This is a genomic window from Azoarcus sp. DN11, assembly GCF_003628555.1.
Lineage (GTDB): Bacteria > Pseudomonadota > Gammaproteobacteria > Burkholderiales > Rhodocyclaceae > Aromatoleum.
In genome coordinates this window covers 2,031,332-2,053,531 of sequence record NZ_CP021731.1, presented here as the reverse complement: position 1 = coordinate 2,053,531, position 22,200 = coordinate 2,031,332, and the positions used below count along the sequence as shown (strand labels likewise).

Annotated in this window: 19 protein-coding genes; 5 read left to right on the top strand and 14 right to left on the bottom strand. The window is 64.2% G+C overall.

All coding sequences use genetic code 11. The annotated features are described in order from the left end of the window. From CDA09_RS09385 to CDA09_RS09370, 4 genes are read right to left on the bottom strand one after another with little or no spacing between them, the layout of a single operon-like run. Entirely contained in the window at window positions 1-420 is a 420-nt protein-coding gene (locus CDA09_RS09385) for a MaoC family dehydratase (RefSeq protein WP_121428378.1), read from the bottom strand. Continuing rightward, window positions 392-1,519, bottom strand: a complete 1,128-nt coding sequence (locus CDA09_RS09380) for an acyl-CoA dehydrogenase family protein (RefSeq protein ID WP_121428377.1) — start codon at window positions 1,517-1,519, stop codon at window positions 392-394. The genes CDA09_RS09385 and CDA09_RS09380 overlap by 29 nt, the downstream gene beginning before the upstream one ends. 10 nt (window positions 1,520-1,529) lie before the next feature. Beyond that, window positions 1,530-2,549, bottom strand: a complete 1,020-nt coding sequence (locus CDA09_RS09375; RefSeq protein WP_286164442.1) for a bifunctional MaoC family dehydratase N-terminal/OB-fold nucleic acid binding domain-containing protein — start codon at window positions 2,547-2,549, stop codon at window positions 1,530-1,532. 4 nt (window positions 2,550-2,553) lie between these two features. After that, window positions 2,554-3,336, bottom strand: coding sequence for an SDR family oxidoreductase (locus tag CDA09_RS09370; RefSeq protein WP_174718425.1), 783 nt, complete (start codon window positions 3,334-3,336; stop codon window positions 2,554-2,556). A 233-nt stretch (window positions 3,337-3,569) separates the two neighbouring features. Between CDA09_RS09370 and CDA09_RS09365 the strand changes: the two genes are divergently transcribed. Further along, complete coding sequence (locus CDA09_RS09365) at window positions 3,570-4,355, top strand: enoyl-CoA hydratase (RefSeq protein WP_121428375.1); 786 nt, start codon at window positions 3,570-3,572, stop codon at window positions 4,353-4,355. A gap of 84 nt (window positions 4,356-4,439) precedes the next feature. On the opposite strand, the gene CDA09_RS09360 is transcribed toward CDA09_RS09365, so the two are convergent. Together CDA09_RS09360 and CDA09_RS09355 are read right to left on the bottom strand one after the other, a co-directional pair. Beyond that, a complete protein-coding gene (locus CDA09_RS09360) occupies window positions 4,440-6,026 on the bottom strand; it encodes a FadD3 family acyl-CoA ligase (protein WP_121428374.1) in 1,587 nt (528 codons plus the stop codon). A gap of 11 nt (window positions 6,027-6,037) precedes the next feature. Continuing rightward, a complete protein-coding gene (locus tag CDA09_RS09355; RefSeq protein ID WP_121428373.1) occupies window positions 6,038-7,747 on the bottom strand; it encodes an FAD-dependent oxidoreductase in 1,710 nt (569 codons plus the stop codon). Between the two features lie 820 nt (window positions 7,748-8,567). Between CDA09_RS09355 and CDA09_RS09345 the strand changes: the two genes are divergently transcribed. From CDA09_RS09345 to CDA09_RS09335, 3 genes are all read left to right on the top strand, one after another. After that, on the top strand, window positions 8,568-9,779 hold the full coding sequence (locus CDA09_RS09345) for an ISL3 family transposase (RefSeq protein ID WP_121427713.1): 1,212 nt from the start codon (window positions 8,568-8,570) through the stop codon (window positions 9,777-9,779). 202 nt (window positions 9,780-9,981) lie between these two features. Beyond that, window positions 9,982-10,770, top strand: a complete 789-nt coding sequence (locus CDA09_RS09340) for a type IV toxin-antitoxin system AbiEi family antitoxin domain-containing protein (RefSeq protein ID WP_164844397.1) — start codon at window positions 9,982-9,984, stop codon at window positions 10,768-10,770. Then, window positions 10,767-11,615: a nucleotidyl transferase AbiEii/AbiGii toxin family protein gene (locus tag CDA09_RS09335; RefSeq protein ID WP_121428370.1), complete on the top strand. Its 849-nt coding sequence runs from the start codon at window positions 10,767-10,769 to the stop codon at window positions 11,613-11,615. The genes CDA09_RS09340 and CDA09_RS09335 overlap by 4 nt, the downstream gene beginning before the upstream one ends. Before the next feature lie 293 nt (window positions 11,616-11,908). Here the strand turns inward: CDA09_RS09335 and CDA09_RS09330 are convergent, their stop codons facing one another. Both CDA09_RS09330 and CDA09_RS09325 read right to left on the bottom strand, forming a co-directional pair. Beyond that, window positions 11,909-12,154 carry a helix-turn-helix domain-containing protein gene (locus tag CDA09_RS09330; RefSeq protein WP_121428369.1) on the bottom strand — a complete coding sequence of 82 codons (246 nt, stop codon included), beginning with the start codon at window positions 12,152-12,154 and terminating at the stop codon, window positions 11,909-11,911. 209 nt (window positions 12,155-12,363) lie between these two features. Further along, entirely contained in the window at window positions 12,364-13,470 is a 1,107-nt protein-coding gene (locus tag CDA09_RS09325; protein ID WP_121428368.1) for a DNA-binding protein, read from the bottom strand. 188 nt (window positions 13,471-13,658) lie between these two features. Here CDA09_RS09325 and CDA09_RS09320 point away from each other — a divergent pair, with 188 nt between their 5' ends. Next, a complete protein-coding gene (locus CDA09_RS09320) occupies window positions 13,659-14,840 on the top strand; it encodes a tyrosine-type recombinase/integrase (RefSeq protein WP_286164441.1) in 1,182 nt (393 codons plus the stop codon). Here CDA09_RS09320 and CDA09_RS09315 read toward each other — a convergent pair. From CDA09_RS09315 to CDA09_RS09285, 6 genes are all read right to left on the bottom strand, one after another. After that, entirely contained in the window at window positions 14,753-15,058 is a 306-nt protein-coding gene (locus CDA09_RS09315) for a hypothetical protein (protein ID WP_121428367.1), read from the bottom strand. The two genes, CDA09_RS09320 and CDA09_RS09315, sit on opposite strands and share 88 nt — an antisense overlap. Further along, window positions 15,010-16,530 (bottom strand): IS66 family transposase, encoded by a 1,521-nt coding sequence (gene tnpC, locus CDA09_RS09310; protein ID WP_121428366.1) that lies wholly within the window; start codon window positions 16,528-16,530, stop codon window positions 15,010-15,012. Before tnpC ends, CDA09_RS09315 begins: the two co-directional genes overlap by 49 nt. Window positions 16,531-16,581: 51 nt before the next feature. After that, the gene (gene tnpB / locus CDA09_RS09305; RefSeq protein WP_121428365.1) at window positions 16,582-16,929 is read right to left on the bottom strand and encodes an IS66 family insertion sequence element accessory protein TnpB; all 348 of its coding nucleotides are present in this window, start codon (window positions 16,927-16,929) and stop codon (window positions 16,582-16,584) included. Next, the gene (gene tnpA, locus CDA09_RS09300) at window positions 16,926-17,336 is read right to left on the bottom strand and encodes an IS66-like element accessory protein TnpA (RefSeq protein WP_217351299.1); all 411 of its coding nucleotides are present in this window, start codon (window positions 17,334-17,336) and stop codon (window positions 16,926-16,928) included. The genes tnpB and tnpA overlap by 4 nt, the downstream gene beginning before the upstream one ends. A gap of 274 nt (window positions 17,337-17,610) precedes the next feature. Continuing rightward, complete coding sequence (locus CDA09_RS09290) at window positions 17,611-18,459, bottom strand: hypothetical protein (protein WP_128106550.1); 849 nt, start codon at window positions 18,457-18,459, stop codon at window positions 17,611-17,613. Window positions 18,460-18,874: 415 nt separating this feature from the next. After that, window positions 18,875-22,183: a DEAD/DEAH box helicase gene (locus CDA09_RS09285; protein ID WP_164844396.1), complete on the bottom strand. Its 3,309-nt coding sequence runs from the start codon at window positions 22,181-22,183 to the stop codon at window positions 18,875-18,877. Window positions 22,184-22,200: the final 17 nt, after the last annotated feature.

Sequence of the window (22,200 nt, the reverse complement as noted above, 5' to 3'; positions counted from 1 at the left end):
TCAGGGCAGCACCACCGCGACCGTGCCGGTCACGTGGTTCCCCATCGAGTTCTTGCCCTTCAGCGTCACTTCCACGCTGCGTTTCGAGGCGTCGCAGCCGCTCACCTCGCCGGTGAAGGTCATCGTGTCGCCCGGGTAGTTCGGCGCGCCGAGCTTGATCTTCAGCGCCCCGAAGCGCGCGCCGGGGCCGGCCCATTCCTCGACGTAGCGCTGCACCAGGCCGCTGGTGGTCAGGATGTTCATGAAGATGTGCGGCGAACCGAGCTTGCGCGCGGCTTCCGCGTCGTGGTGGCCGGGGAAGTAGTCGCGCGTCGCGATCGCACCGCCCGCGATCAGCGGCACCGTGATCGGGATCGCCAGTTCCGGCAGGGCCTCGCCGGCGCGCACTTCGTCAAAGCGTCTGGTGTTCTTCGAGGTCATATTTCCATCCCAGCGTGTCGTTGGTTGCGAGCCAGTCTCCGAGGCGCGCGAGGTTCGCGGCCGCGCCGCCGAGCGTGATGCCCAGCGCACGGCTCCAGTAGAGGTAGCGGTGGATCGGGTAGGTCAGATCGACGCCGATGCCGCCATGCACGTGCTGCGCCTTGTGGCCGACGATGTGGCCGGCTTCGCAGGCGAGGTATTTCGTCGCCAGCGCCTCGGGCCGGGCCGGCAGGCCGGCGTCGAGGCGATAGCAGAGCTGCCGCAGCGCCGAGCGCAGCGCCTCGACCGCGATGTGCGCGTCGGCCATGCTCATCTGCACGGCCTGGAAGGTCGCGATCGCGCGCTCGAACTGCTGGCGCTCGCTCACGTAGGCCACGGTGCGGCGGATCTGCTCGCTGCTCACGCCCAGCTGCAGCGCGGCCAGCGCCGCGATCGCGCGCAGTTCCAGCCATTCCAGCGCGGCTTCCGGCAGGACCGCACTCGCGCCAATCGCGACGCCGTCGAAGCGCAGGTCGGCGACCGCCTCGCCGTGCGTGAAGACGCCGGCCGTCTTCGTGATGCCGGCGGCGCGCAGGTCCACCAGCACGAGGCGCGGGCCGTCCGGGAAGTGCGCCACGATCAGGCCGCGGCAGCAGTCGGCCCCGAGCGGCACGGCGTCGGCGCGGCCGTCGAGGCGCCAGCCGCCGTCGGCCGAGCGTGCGGTGAGGGCCCCGCCCCGCTGCGGATCGTCCAGCGCCAGCATGAGCAGCATGCGGCTTTCTGCCACCGCAGCGACGACCTCCGCGCACGCCTCGCCGCCGAACCGCGCCAGCGCCGCCGCGGCAAGTTGGTGTCGCCACAGCGGCACCTGCCCCAGCGCGCGCCCCTGCGCCTCCAGCACCAGCATCAGTTCGGTCATCCCGAGGCTGCTGCCGCCGGCCTCTTCGGGCAGCGCCAGCGCGTGCAGGCCAGTCTCGACGCACTTGCCCCACAAGTCCTCCATGAAGGGCTTGCCGGCAGTGTCGAAGGCGCGCAGACGCTCGTCGGTGCAATGATCGGAGAACAAGCTGCCGGCCATCTCGGCAATGGCGCGCTGGTCCTCGCTCAGTTCGAAGTCCATGATCCCTCCCTTACGGCGCCACCGGGCGGAACAGCGGCAGCGTCAGCTCCCCGTCGTCGAAGGACTGGAACTCCACCTGCACGCGCTGCCCGATGCTGATCTCGTTGCGCTTCACCCCGACGAGCCCGGCGATCAGGCGCACGCCTTCGTCGAGCTCGATCAGGCCGACCGGATTCGGGTAATCGAAGGGCGGCACCTCCGGGTAATGCATCACGACGAAGGAGTAGAGGCTGCCCTTGCCGGCCGACTCCACGGTGTCCCACTCGAAGGAGTGGCACTTCGTGCACACCGGCCCCGGCAGATGGCGCAGCGTGCCGCAGCACTTGCAACGCTGGATCAGCAGCTTGCCGGCGGCAGCCCCCTCCCAGAAGAAGCGCGTGTCGTCGCTCATGCCGGGTTTCGGACGCTTGATCTTCGGCACGGCCGGCGCACCGTCGCTCGTGGGCGCGTCGGCCGCGGGCTGCGCATTCGCGGGGCGGAACTTGAAGATGCGGAACAGCAGCGCGCCCACCTTCTCGTCCCCGGCGGGCTTCTCGCTGAAGAAGCTCATGATCAGCGTGACGAAGTAGCCCGTACCGAGGGCAGTGGTCTTCTGTTCGCCCACCGCATCCAGCCGTGTCGTGTAGTACAGCCGCTCGCCGACCTTCACATACCGCTCGAACGTGAGGTCCGAATTCACCGCAACGACCGACTGATAGCCCTGCCCCTCCAACAGGCGCAGCACCTCGTACGGATTCTCCGTCGTCGAGCCGGGCGGGTAATTGTTCGCGTGCAGCCCTTCCAGGCACCACGCCTGCAGCATCGCCGGCGGGGCGACGATCGTGCCGTACTCCGTGGTCGCGGCGTAGGCGGCGTCGGTGTACAACGGGTTCTCGACGCCCATGATCTCGCACCACTGGCGGATCATCGGCGCATTGACTTCGTCCCAGGCGTAGACGCGACCGTATTCGCGCCCCACCATCGCCCGCACTTCGCTCATCCAGTCCTGTACGGCCAATTTCGTCTCCAGCATCGTTTGGGTTGTTCGCATGGGCTCATTGGTGCGCCGCGCCGGCGGCCAGGAAGGCCGGCCGTTCGCCGCCACCGTTGAGCAGAAGATTGCAGCCGCCGGCATAGCTCGCCAGCGGCGAAGCGATGAACACGCAGGCGTTGCCGATGTCCTCGGGCGTGGCGAGGCGTCCCGCGGGGATCGTCGCGCCAACCGCCGCGATGCCGGCGTCGTCGCCGTAGTGCAGGTGCGACTGCTCGGTCTGCACCAGGCCAGGGCTGACCGCGACGACGCGCACCTTGGGCGCCCACTCCACCGCCAGCGACTGCGCGAGCGACAGCACCGCCGCCTTCGCGGCGCCGTAGGCGGCCGTACCGGGCGAGGCGCGCAGCGCGCTGATGCTGCCGATAAACACGATCACGCCGCCGCCTTCCTGCTCCTGCATCATCGCGTTCGCCAACTGCGCGACGTTGAGCGGGGCGATCAGGTTCAGGCGGATGATCCCTTCATGAAAGCGCGGCGACGCCTTGTCGGCGAGCGCGAAAGGCGCCCCGCCGGCGTTGTTCACCAGCACGTCGAGCCGGCCGTGGCGCTCGCGGATCGCCGCGAACAAGGCCTGCAGCGACTCGTGGTCGCGCACGTCGGCGGCAATGAACTCCGCCCGCGCCATTCCGGTCTCGGGCAGGGTCTCGGGCGCGTTGCGTCCGCATACGACCACGCGCGCCCCTGCCGCGAGGAAGCTGCGCGTGATGCCCAGCCCGACGCCCTTCGCCCCGCCCGTCACCAAGACCACCTTGCCCTCGAAATCGAGCCCTGCGCCGATTGCCACTGCGATCTCCTGAATGCTGCCCTGGTCGCAATTTAAGCAAGCGGCGACAAGCCCTACGTCGTCTGAACGGACGATGAGGCAGGAAGGGGCGGGCCGAATAATCGGCTGCACCTGGAAATATCGTCCGGGCCGAGCCCTTCGCCGAGCTCGGGGCAGGCCCGTCGAAGCCTTGGCGGGAACCCGCCCTTCGACAGGCTCAGGGCGAACGGCGTTGTCCGTTTGAAGAGGAACCCATGTCCGACCAACGCTCCCTGCCCGTCCTGCTGGAACGGCCTGAAGCCGGCATCGCCGTGCTGCGCCTGAACCGCCCCCAGGCCGCGAATGCGCTGAGCCTCGAATTGCAGGCCCTGCTCGCGCAACGCTTCAGCGAACTCGCCGACGACGCCGACGTGCGCTGCATCGTGCTGACCGGTGGCGACAAGGTCTTCGCAGCCGGCGGCGACATCACCAGCATGGCGGGCGTCGGCCCTATCGACATCTACCGGCGCCACACCGAACGCCTGTGGGCACCGATCCGGCACTGCCCCAAACCGGTCATCGCTGCGGTCTGCGGCTACGCCTACGGCGGGGGCTGCGAGCTGGCGATGCTTGCCGACATCATCGTCGCCGGCGAAGGCGCGCGCTTCTGCCAGCCCGAGATCCGCATCGGCATCATGCCCGGCATCGGCGGCACGCAACGGCTGGTGCGCGCGGTCGGCAAGGTCAAGGCCATGCGCATGGCCCTCACCGGCCAACCGATCAGTGCACACGACGCCTGGGTCGCGGGCCTCGTCAGCGACCTCGTCGCCGACGAGCGCGTGCTCGACACCGCGCTCGAACTCGCCCGCGACATCGCCGCGATGCCGCCGCTCGCCGCCGAGCAGATCAAGGAAGTGATCCTCGCCGGCGTCGACGCCCCGCTCGACACGGCCCTCGCGCTCGAACGCAAGGCCAACGCGCTGCTTTTCGCGTCGCATGACCAGAAGGAAGGCATGCAGGCCTTCATCGAAAAGCGGCCGCCGCGTTTCGAAGGCCGCTGAACCCAACAGGGAAGGCCTGCCTCAACTCCCGCGTGGAGAGCCGGGGCAGGCATCTATACCCAGCGTGACGTACCCCGCCCCACCCTACATCGCGCCAACCAGCGCCCGCAGCTCGTTCTTCATCACCTTGTTCGACGCATTGACCGGCAGCGCGGGCAGGAAGCGCACGAAACGCGGCACCTTGTAGTTCGCCATGCGCTCGCGCGACCACGCGATGAGGCCCGGTTCGTCGAGTTGCCGGCCCGGGCGCAGCACCACGCAGGCGCAGCCCACCTCGCCCATGCGCTCGTCGGGCACGCCGATCACCGCGACCTGCGCGATCGCCGGATGCTCGGTCAGCGCCGCCTCGATCTCCGCCGGATAGCAGTTGAAGCCGCCGACGATGAACATGTCCTTGAGGCGGTCGGTGATGCGCAGATAGCCGCGCGCATCCAGCGTGCCGACGTCGCCGGTGTGCAGCCAGCCCTCGGCGTCGATGGTCTCGGCAGTGGCCTTGGCGTCGCCGAAGTAGCCTTTCATGACGTGGAAGCCGCGCAGGCAGATCTCGCCCGCCTCGCCCGCCGGCAGGGGGCGGTTGTCGCCATCGACGATGCGCACTTCGGTGCCGGAAATCGCGCGCCCGCTCGTGCCGGCCACCGTCTCGGCGTCGTCGGTCGGGTCGCAGATCGTCGCCAGGCCGCCGCATTCGGTAAGGCCGTAGGCCGTCGTGACCACCGAGAACCCGAGTTCGCGGCGCATGCGCTCGATCAGCACCGGCGGAATCGTCGCCGCGCCGGTGACGGCGATGCGCAGGCTCCCGAGGTCGGTCTCGGCCAGGCGCGGATGGGCGAGCATCGACAGGTACAGCGTCGGCGGCCCGGGCAACACGGTGATGCGGTCGGCCTCGATGCGGCGGAACACCGCTTCGGCGTCGAACACCGGATGCGGCAGGATGGTCGCCCCGCCGATCAGGCAGGTCAGCCAGCCGGCCTTGTAACCGAAGGCGTGGAAGAAGGGATTCACGATCAGGTAGCGGTCGCCCGCGACGAGGCCGATGACGCGGACGTATTCGCTGAAGGCACGCACGCAGGCGCCGTGCGTGCTCATCACGCCCTTGGGCTTGCCCGTGGTGCCGGACGTGAACATCAGGTCCGACAGATCCTCCGGGCGCACCGCCCGCGCCCGCGCGCGCGCATCGGCCTCGCTCACCCCGGCCGCGCCGGCGAGGAACGCCGCCCACGCGCACTCGCCATCGCGAATGCCGCGCGCCGCGTCACCGCCGAGCACGACGACGCGTTCCAGGGTATCCGGCCGCAGCGGCGCCAGCATCGCTGGATAGTCCGCGCCGAGGAATTCCCCGACCACGAACAGCACGCGCGCGCCGCTGCGCCCGATGACATCGGTCGCCTCGGCGCCCTTCATGCGCGTGTTGATCGGCACCATCACCGCGCCCGCGCAATGCACGCCCAGCGCGGCCAGCACCCACTCGTGACAGTTCGGCGCCCAGATCGCGACGCGGTCGCCGTGCGCGATCCCGGCCGCCATCAATGCGCGCGCCACTTCCAGCGCCCGCGCGGGCAGGTCGCGGTAGTCGATGCGCACCGCCCCGTCCTCGATCGCCACACGCCCCGCATACGCCTCGGCCGCGTGCAGCAGCAGCGCGGGAATGGTGTCCGCCACCAACTCGCTCATCGTCGTGCCCCTCACGCTGCCGTCGCCAAGTGATTCGCCGCGATGTAGCCGAAGGTCATCGCCGGCCCGATCGTTGCGCCCGCGCCGGGGTAGCCCGTGCCCATCACCGCCGCCGAGCAGTTGCCGATCGCGTACAACCCGGGAATCGGCGTGCCGTCCTCGCGCACGACCTGCGCGTGCTCGTTCGTCAGCAGGCCGCCCTTGGTCCCGATGTCGCCCGCGTCGAGGCGCATCGCGTAGAACGGCCCCTTCCGGATCGGTGCGAGGCAGGGGTTGGGCTTCACGTTGCTGTCGCCGTAGTAGCGGTCGAACACGTTGCCGCCGCGCGCGAAGTCCGCGTCCAGGCCGGTGCGTGCGTACTCGTTCATCTTGTGCGCGGTTTCCTCGAGCCCCTGCGCATCGACGCCGATCTGCGCGGCCAGTTCGGCGAGCGTCGGCGCCTTCCAATACACCGTGCCCAGCCACTCCTTCTTCAGGCGGCTGTCGGGCATGATCTGCGCGGGCATCAGCGGCCCCATCGCGTAGTTGAAGCGGAAGCTCGCGTCGAAGATCACCCACGCGGGGATCGACCTGGCGCCGCTCTTCTGCTGGTCCCGGTACATCCCATCGACGAACTCCAGGTAAGGCGCCGCTTCATTGACGAAGCGCTTCCCCTGCCCGTTCACGACAACGGCTCCGGGGAAGGCGCGCTCGGCAAACACGCCGCGCGGCTTCTCCTCCTTCGGCACCCGGATCGTCGGCGCCCACCAGACCTTGTCCAGCAAGGCCGTAGCCGCACCGGCCGCGATGCCCGCCTCCAGCGCCGCCCCCATGTTGTTGCCCGGCGGCGTCGCGCTCCACGCGGCCTGCGTCGGCTGCGGCAGATAGCGTTCGCGCAGGGCCTGGTTCTGCTCGAAGCCGCCCGACGCGAAGACCACGCCGCGCCGCGCGCGCACTTCCACCTCGCGCCCCTCGCGCACCACGCGCGCCCCGCACACCCGGCCGCCTTCAATGATCAAATCACGGAATTCGGTCTTCAGCCACAGCGGCACCTGGCGGTCCTGCAGCGAGCGCCGCAGCGACGCGATCAGCGCCGTGCCCAAAGCCGCGCGCCGGTCGAACTTCGACTTGCGCCGCCACGCCAGGTCCAGTTTGAAGCGCAGCATCAGGCCGAGCACCATCAGCCGCCAGCCGAACTCGCGCGCCATCGCCTTGTGCGCCTGCCGCGCCGTCCACGCGATGCGCCCCATCAACAGGTTGGACGGTGCCCCCTGGCGCAGGTTGGGCAGCTCGTCCCCCAGCACGCTGGTATCGAAAAGCTCGGGGTCCAGCGTCCGCCCGCCCGGCAGCGAGCCCGGCAGGTGCTGGTAGTAATCCGGATATTTCTCGGCCACCGCGTAACGCACCCGGCTCCTGTCTTCCAGGTGCTTGATCATCTTCGGCGCGTTATCGAGGTAGGCCCGCAGCCGCGACTCCTGCACCACGCCACCGGTCGCCGCGTTCAGGTACTCTAGCGCCTTGTCGTAGCTATCGTTGCCGCCCTTGGCCGCGAAGTGATGGTTGTTCGGGATCCAGATCCCGCCGCCGGAAATCGACGAGGTCCCACCGAACTTGTCGCTTTTCTCCACAACCAGCACCGAAAGGCCGTTGTCCGCGGCCACCACCGCAGAAGCCAGCGCTCCGGCCCCGGAGCCCACCACGATCACGTCGAACTGGTTATCACCATGCACGTTGCCCGCCACGCCAACACCTCCCGAAGGGTTGTTCGCGGTGCCTGCAAGGCATGGGGCAACACGACCCCAAGGGCACCGTCATCATCGGGGATGATCGCGGGCGGGCTGATGACTTTCATCGTCAATGCGGACTATGAGGCGAAGTCGGTGATCCGGGAGAGCATAGGACTACTTGAAGGGCGCCTAGCGGTGATTCAGAAGGAGGCATCGACGGCAAGAATCCTCGGATTCTGGAGTTTAGGCCTCATTTTCGCGGTGCTTTGGCACCTAAAGTGATCCCCACGCTTCCTACAAAGTTGGGCGCTGTGAAATGTTGCGCAAGGTGGCAGGTCTTTAAGGGAGACCGCCAGCGGCGCGAGATCGCACAGGCGGCAGCCCGAACGTATGAACCGCACTCGAACGCGCGCAGTGTAGTCCGGTTTGTCGAACGCAGAGCAACAAAATAAAAAAGCCCTGATTGATCAGGGCCTTATAAGGCATTCTGGCGGAGAGAGCGGGAAGCTCAAATCCAACTCGCAAGTATCTGAATAATCAGCGAATATTTATTCAGACTTGAGAATTGTAACACCCGCATGTAACACCCGCAGCGGTTAAAGACTGCCACAGTCCGTGAAATCGCACAACTAAATTCAAGCCCTTCGCCGCCCTGAACACTAGCCGGTAACTTAACGTGTTGCTAGACGCGGGGTATTTTGAAGCGGACGAGCCACACGTGACTCGTCCGCTTTTTATGGTTCTTCGCGCGATCTGGGGAAAGTAGAGGTTGACGGGTCGGAGGTTGGTAGATTGGCAGTCGCCAAACAAACCGATCCCCTTCCTCTTCCCCGTCATGCGAGATGCTATGTTGGGCCTGGTCTTCTGGGAAGGCCATGTCGTCGATTCATCCCAGGAGCGAACCGACGGTTCGCTGCTTCTGTCCCTTTCTGAAGTCCCCTCTTACCGTCCCCGATGCGGGCGTTGCGCCAGTGAGTGCGTCCTGATTCATGAGCGACGGCGGCGCCGGGTGCGCGACCGAGACTGGTTTGACCGACGGGTCTGGCTGGACGTGCCGATCCGGCGGCTCGACTGCTATCAGTGCGGCGCGCGTGCGGCCGAGCGGCTGAGCTGGCTCGATGCGGGCGAGCGCATCACGCACCGACTGCGAGCCTGGGTCCAGGCGCTCGTACAGATGCTGCCGATTGCCCATGTTGCCGAACTGACCGGTTTGCACTGGCACACCATCAAGCGCATCGACCAGCGACGCCTGCAGGCCCGGTACGGCGATTTCGAGGCCCAGGGGGTGCGTCGGCTGGTGATGGATGAGTTCGCCCTGCACAAGGGACACCGCTACGCGACGGTGATCATGGATGCTGAACGCATGCGGGTGCTGTGGGTCGGAGAAGGCAACAGTCGCGAGGCGATCCGACCATTCTTCGAACTGCTCGGCGAAGAAGGCTGCCAACACATCGAAGCCGTCGCGATGGACATGAACACCGCCTTCGATCTGGAGGTGCGAGCCCATTGTCCGAACGCAGAAGTAGTCTATGACCTGTTTCACGTCGTCGCGCGCTTCGGTCGGGAAGTGGTCGATCGGGTGCGGGTCGATCAGGCCAACGCCTTGCGCAGCGCGCCGGCACAGCGTCAGGTGATCAAGCGCTCTCGCTGGCTGTTGCTGCGTAACCGCGACAACCTCGGCAACGAGCAGGCGGTCAAGCTTGACGAGTTGCTGGCGGCCAACGCGCCACTGGCCACTGTCTATCTTCTCAAGACGGCCATCAAGGAAGTCTGGTTCGCCCCGACCGTGCGAGAAGGGGCACGAAGATGGAAGCACTGGTATCGCTTGGCCATCGACAGCGGGATCGCGCCGGCCATCGCCTTCGCCAAACGGCTGCGCAAGTACCTACGAGGCATTCTCGCCTCAGCCATCTTCCCGCTCAACACCAGCGTCCTCGAAGGCGTCAATAACCGCATCAAGGTCATCAAGCGCATGGCCTACGGGTTCCGCGACTCAGCCTATTTCTTCCTGAAGATCAAGGCCGCCTTCCCCGGAAAAACGCGATGAACCCTTTTTATGGATGGCTCGGGCACACCACTTCTAGCTAGAGGATGTCCTCGAGAACTACCCAATAGGGCGAACTAGGGGGATAAGGTACGCTTGATGAAGCGCACCTTTATAATTTTCATAACGTAGCGTGCTACGCTACAATGTGAAAATGCAAAATTCAACAAGTCGTGCATTACCAGAAGCCCGCCGGCGCGGGGCGGTGGGGCGCTTCATCGAAGGCCAGCTCGCTGTCGGCCGGGTCGCCTTCACCCAAGACGAGCTTGTTGCGCAAACCGGGTTGTCGCCGATTGCCGCTCGCAATCAGCTACTCCGACTCGACGGCCTAGTTCGGCGGGTCATGCCGCGGCAACCCTTCTATCTCATCGTGAGCCCGGAACATCGAGCCATCGGGGCGCCTCCGCCCGCCTGGTGGCTGGACGACTACTTCAGGTGGCTCAATCGCCCATACTATGTTGCGCTCCAGTCCGCAGCCGCCGAATACGGCTCCGCGGCACAGGCGATTCAGGTGACGCAGGTCATCACCGACCGGCCGCACCGCGACATCGAAGTGGGGCGACTGCGCCTGCAATTCTTCGTTAAGGGGGATATCCGTTCGACGCCGGTCCAGTCTCCTGCACAAGCGCAGGCCCCGTTGAACATCAGCACACCGGAAGCCACCGCACTGGATCTCGTAGCCTACGCCAACCGCTTGGGCGGAATCGAGCGCGCAGCCGAAACTCTGGCGCCCCTGCTCAAGGCATTCACCCGTACCCGCCTGGCAGAAGCCCTCAAGGCCGGTGTTGCGACTGCTCACGTTCAACGTTTCGGCTTTGTCCTGGAGCGGCTCGGCGGCGTTCGGTTTGCCGACGTCGTCGCACAACACCTTGATAAGTTGCGTACCAATCTGGTCCTACTGGAGCCTGGTCAAGCCGTGCCCTCTGACCGTACGCCGACTGTCAGCAGCCGCTGGAACGTTCTTGCCAATATTTCCCTGGAGCTTCAGCCATGAACCGCCTGACCCGACGAGACGTTCTGCTGCACCAGGCCAATGTGCCCTGGTCGCTGCAGCACCAGGTCGAGCAGGACCTCCTCCTGTCTCGCGCCATGGTCGCGTTGTTCTGCGATGCCTTCCTGCAGGAGCAGATTGCCATGCGCGGGGGCACTGTCTTGCACAAAGTGCATCTGGCTCCGCCCAGCCGCTATTCGGAGGACATCGACCTCGTCGCTATCGGCGAACGCCCCGAAGAGCATCTGCGGGCGGCCATCAAGCGCGTACTGCTGCCGGTGCTGGGGAAGCCTAAGCGCTGGGGCTGGGAGTCGGTGAAGCTCGCCGTTCGCAACCTCGCAAGGCCTTCCCGCGTGCTCCGGGTCATCTATGAAGTGCCGTCCGTTATCGAGCAACGACGCGTCCTCACAATTGTTGTGGAGGCCAACGTCACGGAACGCATACCGTACAACCCCGTGGTCACGTTACCGTTCGAGGTGAAGTATCACGATGAGGTACAGAGCGCCCACGTTAACTCTTTCGATATCAACGAAATGCTCGGCACCAAGTTGCGCGCGCTTTTCCAGCGTCGCCGTGGCCGCGACCTGTTTGACCTGTATTGGGCGCTTTCGGCACCCAGCGCGATGCCAGTCGAAGCGTCCCGGGTCATCGACGCATTCCAGCATTACATGAGCCTGGAGGGGGCGACAGTTCCTCGCCAGGATTTTCTTGACCAGCTCGACGCGCACCTTTCCGACCACGGCTTCTGCTCGGACATGGAGCCGTTGCTGCGCACTGGCATCCTCTACGACCCGCAGGCCGCCGGGGCGCTTGTACGACACGAATTGCTGATGCGATTGCCGGGATGACAAAGCGTGGACACTGCATCGAAATCGCTTGGCCTCCCAGCGGACCCACCACTGCACTCCTGAAGGAGATTTCTTCTTGGACACATGCCGACCGTATCAGTAGATATGGAGGGCATCGCATGCCCGTAGTTCGCTCGTCAGCAACGCGTTAAGTTACCGGCTAGCCGTGAACAAGGGGTTCGGGCAGATGCATGAGTTCAACTGCGCACGACCTGCTGATGCTGGACGCTACGGAAGCCTCGATTGATGCTGGTCCCCAAAGTGACCGCTTAGTGGCATCACTAGCCCCTCGACTACCACGGGAAGTTGTCTTCGACGGGTTCGCGCGTCTGAACGATGAACTCGGCGTTCAACGCCATCAACACAGTCAGAAGCTGATCGAAGGAGACCGACTCCGGCGCTCGCTCAATCGCGGAAATGCGCTCTTGCGACAAACCGATACGTGACCCCAATTCGGCCTGACTCCAGCCACGGGCCTTGCGCAGGCGCTGAAGTAGAGGGGTAAGTTGCCCCGTCGTTCTGACCAAGCCGACATGCATGAATTTATTCTAAATTTGGAATATTTATATTTTATTCTTGATTTGAAATATCCGAAAGTACCTGACCAATCTTCATCCTCTCGCCACCTCCCCTTCATAAGGTTTGCGCATGCCTGCTCGCCGGAGGTGCAGCGATCCTATCCCAACGACAACATCACGGACGATGAGTGAAAGTGAAGATCCGCGACCAATCGTGTAGCGATCCTCATCTATCGAGCTTTCGGGGGTGGTGTTGTGGTTACAGCCCCCGCAACTGCAACCGGCGACGACGGTTCCCGTTTTCGCGCCTTCGGCTTCGCGCTGGGGCGTGCATCGCCCGGTTCTGGCGCAGGCAGCATTTGCTGGGCCATAGTCCTGATCTTCTCGTCACGGAGCTCCAACTCGCGCCGCAGGAGCGCGACCTCGGTTGTTCGCTGTGAAAGCTGCCCGCGCATCGCGTCGATCTGTGCAATGTGCTGCCCCGCGACCTCATTCATCTTGTTGAGGCTGCCTTCTGCGGCCCCAAAGGCTTGGCGGACGCCGCCCAGCTCCCGTTGTAGGGCACCGAGTTCGTCGCGCTGACGTTGAATAAGATCCACATTCGCCTGCCGCAGTTGAGCCAGTTCCTTCTGCACTTTCGCAGTGGCGGTGCGCTCGTGGTCGATTTCTAGCAGAGCCCGCTTCTCGGTCGCTTCGTAGCGATCCTCTGCACGCCGCAAGGCATCACGTAGCTTTTCGAGCTCGGACGCAAAGTCCTTGCGTGCCATGGAAAGTTCCGCTTCGTGCGCCTGGTGCAGTTGCCGTGCTGCCGAAAGCTCTCGGGCAAGCGCCTCCTTTTCCGCGCGCTCCGCTGCCACAGCGCGTTCCAGTGAAAGGTTGCGCTCCGATGCTTGATCTATGGCCTCGTGCAGATGCTCGAGCTCGTCGTTGGCAGCCTGCCAGTCGTGCTTGACGCGCCGCGTTGCAGCGTCGGCCGCGGCGACGCGAGCGTCGGCCTCCTGTCGGAACGCACTCAGATTTTCGTGTGCTGCTGCTTGGGCATCATTCCATAGCCGCCCGACCAACTCCCCTGCTGCCGCTTTCAGGGGGTCGGGAAGGTCGGGGTGTTCGATGCGAACCCGGCTCTTCTCTCGCAGTTCCTCCCAGAAGCGCGCCAAGGCTTCCGCCGGCGCCGACATACTCCCCTTCCTGACGAACTGGTAGAGCTTATTCGCAGTCGGCGTAATGCCGTAGCGGAAGAACAACAGCGCGCAAGCCTCGCGATACAGCTCTTGGGTGTTCGCCGTCGTGTCGCGCAGCGCGTCGATGGCCTCACGGATTTCGCTTTCAATGTTCATGGCTGCGACGGTTGCCCACAGGACAGGCGGCGATGTTTGACGGTAATTTTCAAATAATACAACGTAACACGTACGATTTATTGCGATTTTGGCATGATATTTGACATTATGACTCTAATGTCGAAAACTTGCGGCACGTCCATGGATGGAAAATAATGAGTCCTGGGATCGTTCCGAGGATGCGCACAATGACTGATTCCCTCTTGGTTCCCGGCCCGTTCGAGGGCCTTCGGCTGCCGTCGGATCTGGACGGCAGCCAAGGCCACAATCGCGCCATCGGCAAGGTGGCCCAGATCGCAGCCGCCAACGATCTGCAGGCCATCCAGGCGTGGCTCGCGCGCTTTGCCGACACGCGCACGACCTTCGACAACTACCGCAAGGAAGCCGAGCGGCTGTACCTCTGGGCGGTGTTTCAGCTCGGACGGCCGATCTCGTCGCTCACGCACGAGGACTTCCTCGTGTACCAGCGTTTTCTGGCCGATCCGCAGCCGCGCGACAAATGGGTGGCCGGCGCCGGCCGCAAGCATCCGCGGGCGGATCCACGCTGGCGCCCGTTCTATGGACCACTGGCCCCGACAAGCCAGCGGCAAGCGATGGTGATCCTCAACGTGATGTTCGCGTGGCTCGTGGAGGCCGGCTACCTGGCCGGCAATCCGCTGTCGTTGTCGCGGCATCGTACTCGTCGCCCCAAACCTCGCATCACGCGTTACCTCGACCCCGATCTCTGGCAGGAGGTAAAGGCCTACATCGAGGGCATGCCGTGCGAGACCGATAGGCAGCGGGTCCACTATTTTCGCATCCGGTGGCTCTTCACCCTCCTCTACCTGGGCGGGCTGCGGATCTCCGAAGTCGGCTACAACACCATGGGCACCTTCTTCTGCCGGCGCGATCGGGACGGCGAGGAGCGTTGGTGGCTGGAAGTGCTCGGCAAGGGCGAGAAGGAACGATTGGTACCGGCCACCAATGAAATGATGGTGGAACTTGCCCGGTATCGGCGTGAATGTGGGCTTGCCCCCTACCCTACGCCCACTGAAGACACGCCGCTCGTGCTTCCCATTGGCAAATCACGGGAGCCGCTGACCCGAGCCGCGTTACATGCGATCGTAAAAAGGGTCTTCGACGGCGCAGCGTCCCGGCTACGGCAACGTGGCGAGGGATACGCCGCTCGAGCCGATCAACTCGAGCGGGCCTCGGCGCACTGGCTACGGCACACCGCCGGTTCGCATATGGCTGATCAGCAGATTGACCGTAAGCGTCCGGTGCCGACCGTCTTGTGCGGCCCTCAGTCCGAGGCGTTGATCTCGTCGGTGAACTCTCCGTCGCGCAATGCGCGGCTGATGGCGGCATCAAGCCGGATCAGGAGCTCGTAGAGGGTTTCGCCGTCGCGGCGCTGGAGCATAGCCAGGCAGTTGTGGTCGTCGTTGGCGATGGCGACGCAGCCGACGGGGTACAACTGCCCGAGGGTGATTTGCCCTTCGGTCTCGATCAGGGTGGTGACGTTGGGGAGGCCGGCCAGCGGATCGTCCGCCGGGCCTGGCGCTACGCGGCTTCCTGGTTTGCTTCGACCGGGGCGAGTTCGACGTTCCATGGCAGCAACTCCTCGATGCGGTTGACCGGGTGCTCGGCGATGCGCGCGAGCACGTGGCGCAGGTAGGCCTCCGGATCCAGGTCGTTGAGCTTGGCCGTGCCGATCAGGCTGTAGATCGCGGCCGCGCGCTCGCCCCCGGCGTCCGAGCCGGCAAAGAGGTAGTTCTTGCGGCCGATCGCCACGGTGCGCAGCGCCCGCTCGGCGGCGTTGTTGTCGATCTCGATACGCCCGTCGGCGGCGTAGCGGGTGAGCGCCGGCCAACGCGTGAGCGCATAGCGGATCGCCTCGGCCAGCGCCGAACGCTTCGAGATCTTGGTGAGCGTCTCGCCGAGCCAGTGCTGGAGCCCGTCGAGCAGCGGCACGGCGCGCGCTTGGCGCACCTCGCGTCGCACGTCGGGCGGCTGCCCGCGAATGGCGGCCTCGATCTCGTAGAGCGCGCCGATACGCGTGAGCGCCTCGGTGGCGATCGGCGAGGCATGCGCCTTCGCGAGCTCGTAGAACTTGCGCCGGGCGTGCGCCCAGCAGGCGGCCTCGACGATGTCTCCATCGGCATACAGCGGCTCGTAGCCGGCGAAGGCGTCGGCTTGCAGGATGCCTTGGTATGCCTTGAGGTGCGCCTGGGGGTGTGCGCCGCGCCGGTTCGGCGAGTAGGCGAACCATACGGCGGGCGCCGCGCGGGCGCCGGCCGGGCGATCGTCGCGCACGTAGGCCCACAGCCGCCCGGTGCGGGTCTTGCCTTCGCCCGGCGCCAGTACGGGCACCGGGGTGTCGTCGGCGTGGACTTTGGCGGCTGCGAGCACGTAGCGGTTGAGGGCTTCAACGAGCGGGCGCAGCAGCGCGCTGCACTGGCCGACCCAGTCGGCGAGCGTCGAGCGTTCAAGCGTCACGCCCGCCCGGGCGTAGATGTCGCTCTGGCGGTAGAGCGGCAGGTGGTCGCAGTACTTGGCGGTGAGGACATGGGCGAGCAGTCCCGCACCGGCCCGCCCGCGGGCAATCGGGCGGCTCGGTGCCGACGCCTGAACGATCGCGTCACAGCGGGCGCAGGCAAGCTTCGGGCGCACGTGGCGGATCACCCGGAAGGAGTCGGGCACGTACTCGAGCATTTCGCTCACGTCTTCGCCGAGCCGCTTCAACGCGCCACCGCAGTCCGGGCAGCAGCTCGCCTGCGGCGCATGTTCGAGCGGCTCGCGCGGCAGGTGCGCCGGCAACGGCTCGCGCGCGGCGCGTTCGGATTCGGTGCCGGGAATGCTCGGGGAAACGGCGACGGCGCGCTCGGCGCGCACCGCCTCGAGCTCCTCGAGCGAGAGTTCCAGTTGGCCGATCGTCTCGTCGAGCTGCTCAGAGCGGCGGCCGAACTGTGCCCGGCGCAGCTTCGCGATGATGAAGTTCAGTCGCTCGATCTCGACCTGCTGGGCCGCGACCATCGCCTTGAGCAGCGTGGCATCATCGGGCAGGGGCGAGGTCGAGTCCATGAGGCGAGTCTACGCGAGCCGACCCCGTGTGAACAGCCCCCGGCAACCCTACTATGCCGCACATTCGGGCTGCCAGCTGCGCAGGGGCCGACGCCAGTCGATGCCTTCGAGCAGCATCGACAATTGCGCCGCGGTGAGATGGACTGCGCCGTCAGTCGCCTGCGGCCACACGAAGCGGCCGTGCTCGAGCCGCTTGGTAAAGAGGCACACCCCGTCGCCGCTCCACCACAAGAGCTTCACCAGGTGAGCGCGCCGGCCGCGGAAGATGAACACGTGCCCCGAGAACGGATTCTCGCCCAGCGCGCCTTGCACCAGCGCGGCCAAACCGTCCATGCCGCGGCGCATGTCGGTGACGCCGGCCACGAGCCAGATCCGGGTGCCCGCCGGCAGCCCGATCATGTCCGCTCGGCCAGGCAGTCGAGGACCGTGCGCAGCGCCTCGCGACTGACTTCGCCGAGCACCCGCACGGTCGCACTGCCGATGACGATCTCGAGCGCCACCGACTGTTTCGCCTCCTCCATGTCCTGGCCCGCGGTGGGCGACAAGGTCACCACCGGCAGCAGTTTCGGCATCATGGTCCTGCCAGGCATCCCAGCTACATGCTCCGACTGTGGCCTGCCGAACAGTCCGGCGCGGTAGTAGCGGCGCCACTTGAACAGCAGGTTGGCGTTGAGGCCATGCTCGAGTGCGAGCTTCGCGACTGAGATCCCCGGCTCGCACGCGAGACCGGCGAGGTGGCGTTTGAAGTCGATCGGGTAGTTCGGACGCCCCTTGCGGGTCACCCGCGTGATGCCATTCGTAGCCAAAGTGGTCCCCACCAAATATCTGGTGGGTGCCACTCTGGGCGATCCCAATCAGAGACGGAAGACGGTGCTGGGCGGACGCTTACGATTGACCTGCGCTCGATCCGCGACAATTTGGGGCATGAATCGCTGAAGACCACCAGCCAGTACTTGCACACGGATGACGATGTGCGTCACAAGGAGACGGAACAAAAGCATCGGATTGGATGGTAGGGGACTTGATTAGGCTTCAACGTTTCATCTGCAACTGCAGACGCCCCTTCTGACGAGCGCGCCCCTATACAGGCGGCAATACCGAATAATGGAGAGTGATTCGGTCGTCTGCATTGCCGTATCGGTGCCAACTTTCATTCGAGATCATTTCCACACTGACCATGAAGCCGCCTGCAGAGACATGTTGGTTTTCGATCATGACCGAGAACTTCCGCCCTGTGCCACTTTGAGGGAAGGCGACATTGTTCACGACCCAGGCAATGTGGTATGAATCCTCCGGGAAGCTTTCGTCTGGCTGGGCCTCCAAATGCAAGACGTCACCCGGGTAGAGTTGCGTAGCCTTAAAATCAAAGTAGCGTACGGCACCATTCGTTGGGAGTCCGTTAGCGTCGCCGATATTTGCTCGGTCATCCCAAATACGAATGAAAGAAGGCGCATTATAAACCTGAGCCATGTTGATTCTCTTGTAGTAGGCTTTCAGTGAGTCAATGACATCGGTTGAGTAGCAGGCAACCCGAAGCGCTTGATGGCTAGTAATTTCATTGGCATGCGCAAGCGGATTTCTCGCGTCGGCGATACGAATGAGATAGGTGCGTGCCTCGCTCTCGCCGTTCGGAAAAGCCCCGCAGAGCGCGTCCTGGAAGTGGGCGTACTGCTGAGGGTGACAAATGATGGCGATAAGGTCCTCGAAAAGAAGGGCGTCGACGTCCCGAGGATAACGGCTCGGCTCCTTTTGCCGGCGGGCAGTAGCCTTGTTAAGGATGTCCTTCTTCATCGGCAAGCGTGAAAGCATGCCTTCGTAATGCTCTTGCATAGCGTCGTGGATCAAGCGGCGCAGCCAACGTTCTAGGGTTTCGATCTGGTGACGGACAATACTACGCATTTCATCCGTCGACATAGTTCTGAACGGCACCTGCGATTCTCCCTATCCATAAAAAACGAGGGAAGTCCCCTAAGAAGGGGACGAATGATAGTCATGAATTACTAGGGGGTGTCATCCCGTTGCGGAAGCATATGGGAACGTCTGTTCTCCGGCTGGGAGCGAGCGGCTGAGAGCCCGTAGGCGTGTGGCCGCTTCTGGCCATGATGCATGCAGTCGCTGTCCCACCATACGGGAGTGTTGCGCCAGTCCCAACGCCCGGTCTTGGCGTTCCCACAACAGGAACTTGTCGTCAGAAGATCTCACTCCCGGCAGGCTTCACGCTACAGTCAAATGCCATTTTTCTCCCCAACATCGGTCTCGAGCCTCGGACCACCATTGAGACCACCATTGTCAGCCTGGGCGCTTATGAAAGCTATCGCATTGGTGCATGATAATGCCCAACCCGTTAGTGATTCGCGATGAGCCAGAACGGCACGTCGTAGGTCTCTCGCAGATAGTTTTCCGTCACACCCAGTAGCTCCAACTGCGATCGACTCACGTCCCGCTTCGACACCCCTGGCTGCACGGCATACACTTCCAAGCTGACCGACAGAACATTAAGCTGGCGCGCGATGCCATGCAGGTCCGCGAGCTCACCTTGATCGAAGCGGGTGCCGCCCCGCTGGTTGCGCTCGACCTCGCGCCGGCGCATTCGGTCGAGCATTTTCCAGACCATTCCCTTCCAGCTCACGCTGCGCTGCGCCTGGCCGCACACCTCGTAGAGGTCCTTTACACGCGCCCCCGCGGCATCGTCGCTCGAGTACTTGCAGTGATATAGGCGCACGAGCAGCATGTTCCCGGTCACGCGAAGCGCGACCACGTCGGCAATTTCGCCCGATCCGTCATCATCGAACACAACGTCAAAACGGGTAGCGGCGGGCTCTGCAAGCAGATTCAAGACAACCTTGCGCTGAATCGACCCCGGTCGACGTTCCTCGCGTTGTGATTCCATACGGATGTCGGTTCCCTGCCAATCCCATTCGAGGATTCGCTCTCGCGGGAACGGCACACGCTGGTGCGTTTCGGGAAGCGGGTAAAGCTCATTGCCAACCATCATTGCGCCATCGGCGAAATAGAAGGTCGGAGGATTCTCCGCAAACCATTCAGCAAGCGGCCGAGATACCCCACGCCCGACCGAAATGCTCGCCTCCGGGCCCGACACGCTGACGAAGGTGGCGCGCCGGTCTGCGATCCTAACCTCGTACTCGGAAACCGCACCGATGTCATCGGCCACCACGGAAAAACGCAGCGACCCGGCTGGCTCGTGAGAGGTGATTGCTAGTTCGACGTCGTAGAGCGACGCTTCCTGCTGCCTCATCTGGATCAGCACCCGTTCCTGCGGTCGAGCAAGCAGGTCCGGATGCCACTCCACGGCGATGGCGACCGTCTCTGGCCGGCCCTCGACTTCGATCGGAATCACCACGTTGCGAAACACATCGACGGTGGAAATGGTCTCGTCATTGAGCTTGGCTCCAATGCCATGACACCACTCGACCCATTCGGACAGGTCGTAGGCCACCCGATGTGACCAGACGCGGCCCTTCTGCGAACACCCGAACGTGATGGGTTCCCCGTGCTCGAATCCCTTGCCGAACAGGTTCGATTTGGCCTTGTTTTCCCGCATCGCCATCGCGAGGGCCTGGGCCACGTCCGCGCCGTTGTGCATGGAGAACTGTATGTTGCGACTGAGCAGATGCCGTAGTCCAAGGCTCATGATCACGAAGCGGTTCAGTCCGTGCATCGCCCGGAAGATGGGCTCGCCCCGAATCAGCCGGGCCGAATCCCCAGCCACAACCGTCGCTAGGTCCTCATGAACGGAACTGTTGTCGGAGCTATTGATGAACAGCAGGCCGCTTTCCCGATCCCAGTGCAGCAGGTACAGATGCCAGAACGTTTCCTTGAGGTCACGGATGTCGCCCCAAGGAACCGGCAGGAAATCGCGCGCGACGACGATCAGTGTGCGTGCCTGCCGGTTGATGTAGGGACCGGCATAGAGTCGCTCGGCAGGGAACTTCCGCAAGATGGCTTCCGGCTGCCAGTCTGCGCACTCAGTCTTGAAGACGACAGCGCTCATCTTTGGGAAGATGTTCTGCAGCGAGATGGCCGGATTGGCCTCCCGGAATCCGTCGATGAAATCCGATCTGCGCACTTCGCGTTGCGTCGCACCTTCGCTGAGCTTGCGCAACAGTTCGTTCCAGTCCGAATCCTCCGCGTAGAGCGCCTGCAGCTTTTGCTCGACATTTGCATCAGCAATGTTGGCAATGATCGTCGCTTCGCCAATACCGTTCGCCGAACGGGTAAAGCGGCCGGTGAACTGCAGGGTGATCGCCAAGCTTTTGTGCATGTCATGCAAGGCCGCGATCTTGAGGGCTGGCAAGTCAAAGCCCTCGCCCAGCATGTCGACACACACGACAATTCTCGAGGCACGCGTATGCAAAGCCGCAAGACCAGTCTGGCGGGCGCCAGCCCCTTGCCGGCTGTGCACCAGTATGGGCCGGTGCTCGGGGGCCATCTGTTGGTAGATCGCGTGCAACCGTTCGGCGCGCGGAATCGAGGCGGCACGCGCCATCACCAGATGGTCATGACCGGCTGCCATGTCTCTGTTGAGGGCGGCGATGGCCGCTTCGCAGATCGCCGCATCGGCCCGCCGCGGATCGAACTCCATGACTGACCTGAACGACACGGCACGAAAGTAGCCCTCAGACTGAGCCCGCCGGAGGGGATAGTTGAAGATGATCTTGCCGCCGACGGGTTTCCCGTCCTGTCTGAACGGCGTCGCCGTAAACTGTAGGATGTGTGCGGCAGCCATGCGCTCCTTGAAGGCATCCCACGTCTGGGCCGCGACATGATGGGCCTCGTCAATGAACACGTGAGATGCCCATTGCGCGAGCGTATCGTCGCGCAGACTCATACTGTTCGCTATCGCCATCGTCGTGACAAGAACATTGCACTGCATCAGGATTCGGTCGGCGTCTTCGCGGGACTGGGGCATCCGCGTGAGCGTGCCTACGACAGGCAGGCTCGCCGCTTGGCCAACGACGCCGAATGTCTTCAGCCAGCCTAACGTCAGGAATTTTCGCCCTATCTGTACGCGCAGTGCATCAGAGGGCACCACGACGAGCAATCGCGGGATCCGCCTCGCCACCAGCAGCGCAAGCATAGTTTCCGTCTTGCCGGTGCCTGTTGGCATGACTACGGTAGCCGTGGCCTCGGAAACCTTCCAATGCGCGAGCACGGCGTGCAGCGCGCCAATCTGCGGTCCGCGCAGTCCCGGCGAGACGGTGCCGTCCTCCAGGATTTCCTCCTCCCGGAAAAAGAACTGGTTCCGCCAGCTTTGTAGAACCAGATCGCGACGACGATTTGCACCCGCGGCGTCCATGACTTCGGGCGCTTGTGGTAACGGCGACAGCCAGCGCGCGCCGCGACTCGTCGCGAAATCCCATCCCCGCTCGTCGCTGGGAAAGCCGGCCTTCGTGGTGACCAGAACGGGCGCCTCCGCGCCGCCAGGAGCCGTGCCGGTCGGAACGACACGAACGCGCTCGCCGCCTGGCATCACGACGTCGAATGCAATAACGCGCCCTCTTGCGTCGGTCTCTTCCTCAACTTGCAGGTTACCGCGAATTGCCTCAGCACACAGTTGCTGGACTGCATTGCCTCCAATACTGCCACACAGGTGAAACCGCTCCGGAATAGAACCTTCAAATCGTTTGGCCATTACAAGCATCACCGTTG

Coding starts and splice junctions, on each gene's coding strand:
- tnpC (WP_121428366.1), bottom strand. CDS start 16,530: ATGGACTCGACCTCGCCCCTGCCCGATGATGCCACGCTGCTCAAGGCG.
- CDA09_RS09285 (WP_164844396.1), bottom strand. CDS start 22,183: ATGGCCAAACGATTTGAAGGTTCTATTCCGGAGCGGTTTCACCTGTGT.
- CDA09_RS09375 (WP_286164442.1), bottom strand. CDS start 2,549: ATGCGAACAACCCAAACGATGCTGGAGACGAAATTGGCCGTACAGGAC.
- tnpB (WP_121428365.1), bottom strand. CDS start 16,929: ATGATCGGGCTGCCGGCGGGCACCCGGATCTGGCTCGTGGCCGGCGTC.
- CDA09_RS09345 (WP_121427713.1), top strand. CDS start 8,568: ATGCGAGATGCTATGTTGGGCCTGGTCTTCTGGGAAGGCCATGTCGTC.
- CDA09_RS09330 (WP_121428369.1), bottom strand. CDS start 12,154: ATGCATGTCGGCTTGGTCAGAACGACGGGGCAACTTACCCCTCTACTT.
- CDA09_RS09325 (WP_121428368.1), bottom strand. CDS start 13,470: ATGAACATTGAAAGCGAAATCCGTGAGGCCATCGACGCGCTGCGCGAC.
- CDA09_RS09385 (WP_121428378.1), bottom strand. CDS start 420: ATGACCTCGAAGAACACCAGACGCTTTGACGAAGTGCGCGCCGGCGAG.
- CDA09_RS09365 (WP_121428375.1), top strand. CDS start 3,570: ATGTCCGACCAACGCTCCCTGCCCGTCCTGCTGGAACGGCCTGAAGCC.
- CDA09_RS09380 (WP_121428377.1), bottom strand. CDS start 1,519: ATGGACTTCGAACTGAGCGAGGACCAGCGCGCCATTGCCGAGATGGCC.
- CDA09_RS09315 (WP_121428367.1), bottom strand. CDS start 15,058: ATGGAACGTCGAACTCGCCCCGGTCGAAGCAAACCAGGAAGCCGCGTA.
- CDA09_RS09360 (WP_121428374.1), bottom strand. CDS start 6,026: ATGAGCGAGTTGGTGGCGGACACCATTCCCGCGCTGCTGCTGCACGCG.
- CDA09_RS09335 (WP_121428370.1), top strand. CDS start 10,767: ATGAACCGCCTGACCCGACGAGACGTTCTGCTGCACCAGGCCAATGTG.
- CDA09_RS09320 (WP_286164441.1), top strand. CDS start 13,659: ATGACTGATTCCCTCTTGGTTCCCGGCCCGTTCGAGGGCCTTCGGCTG.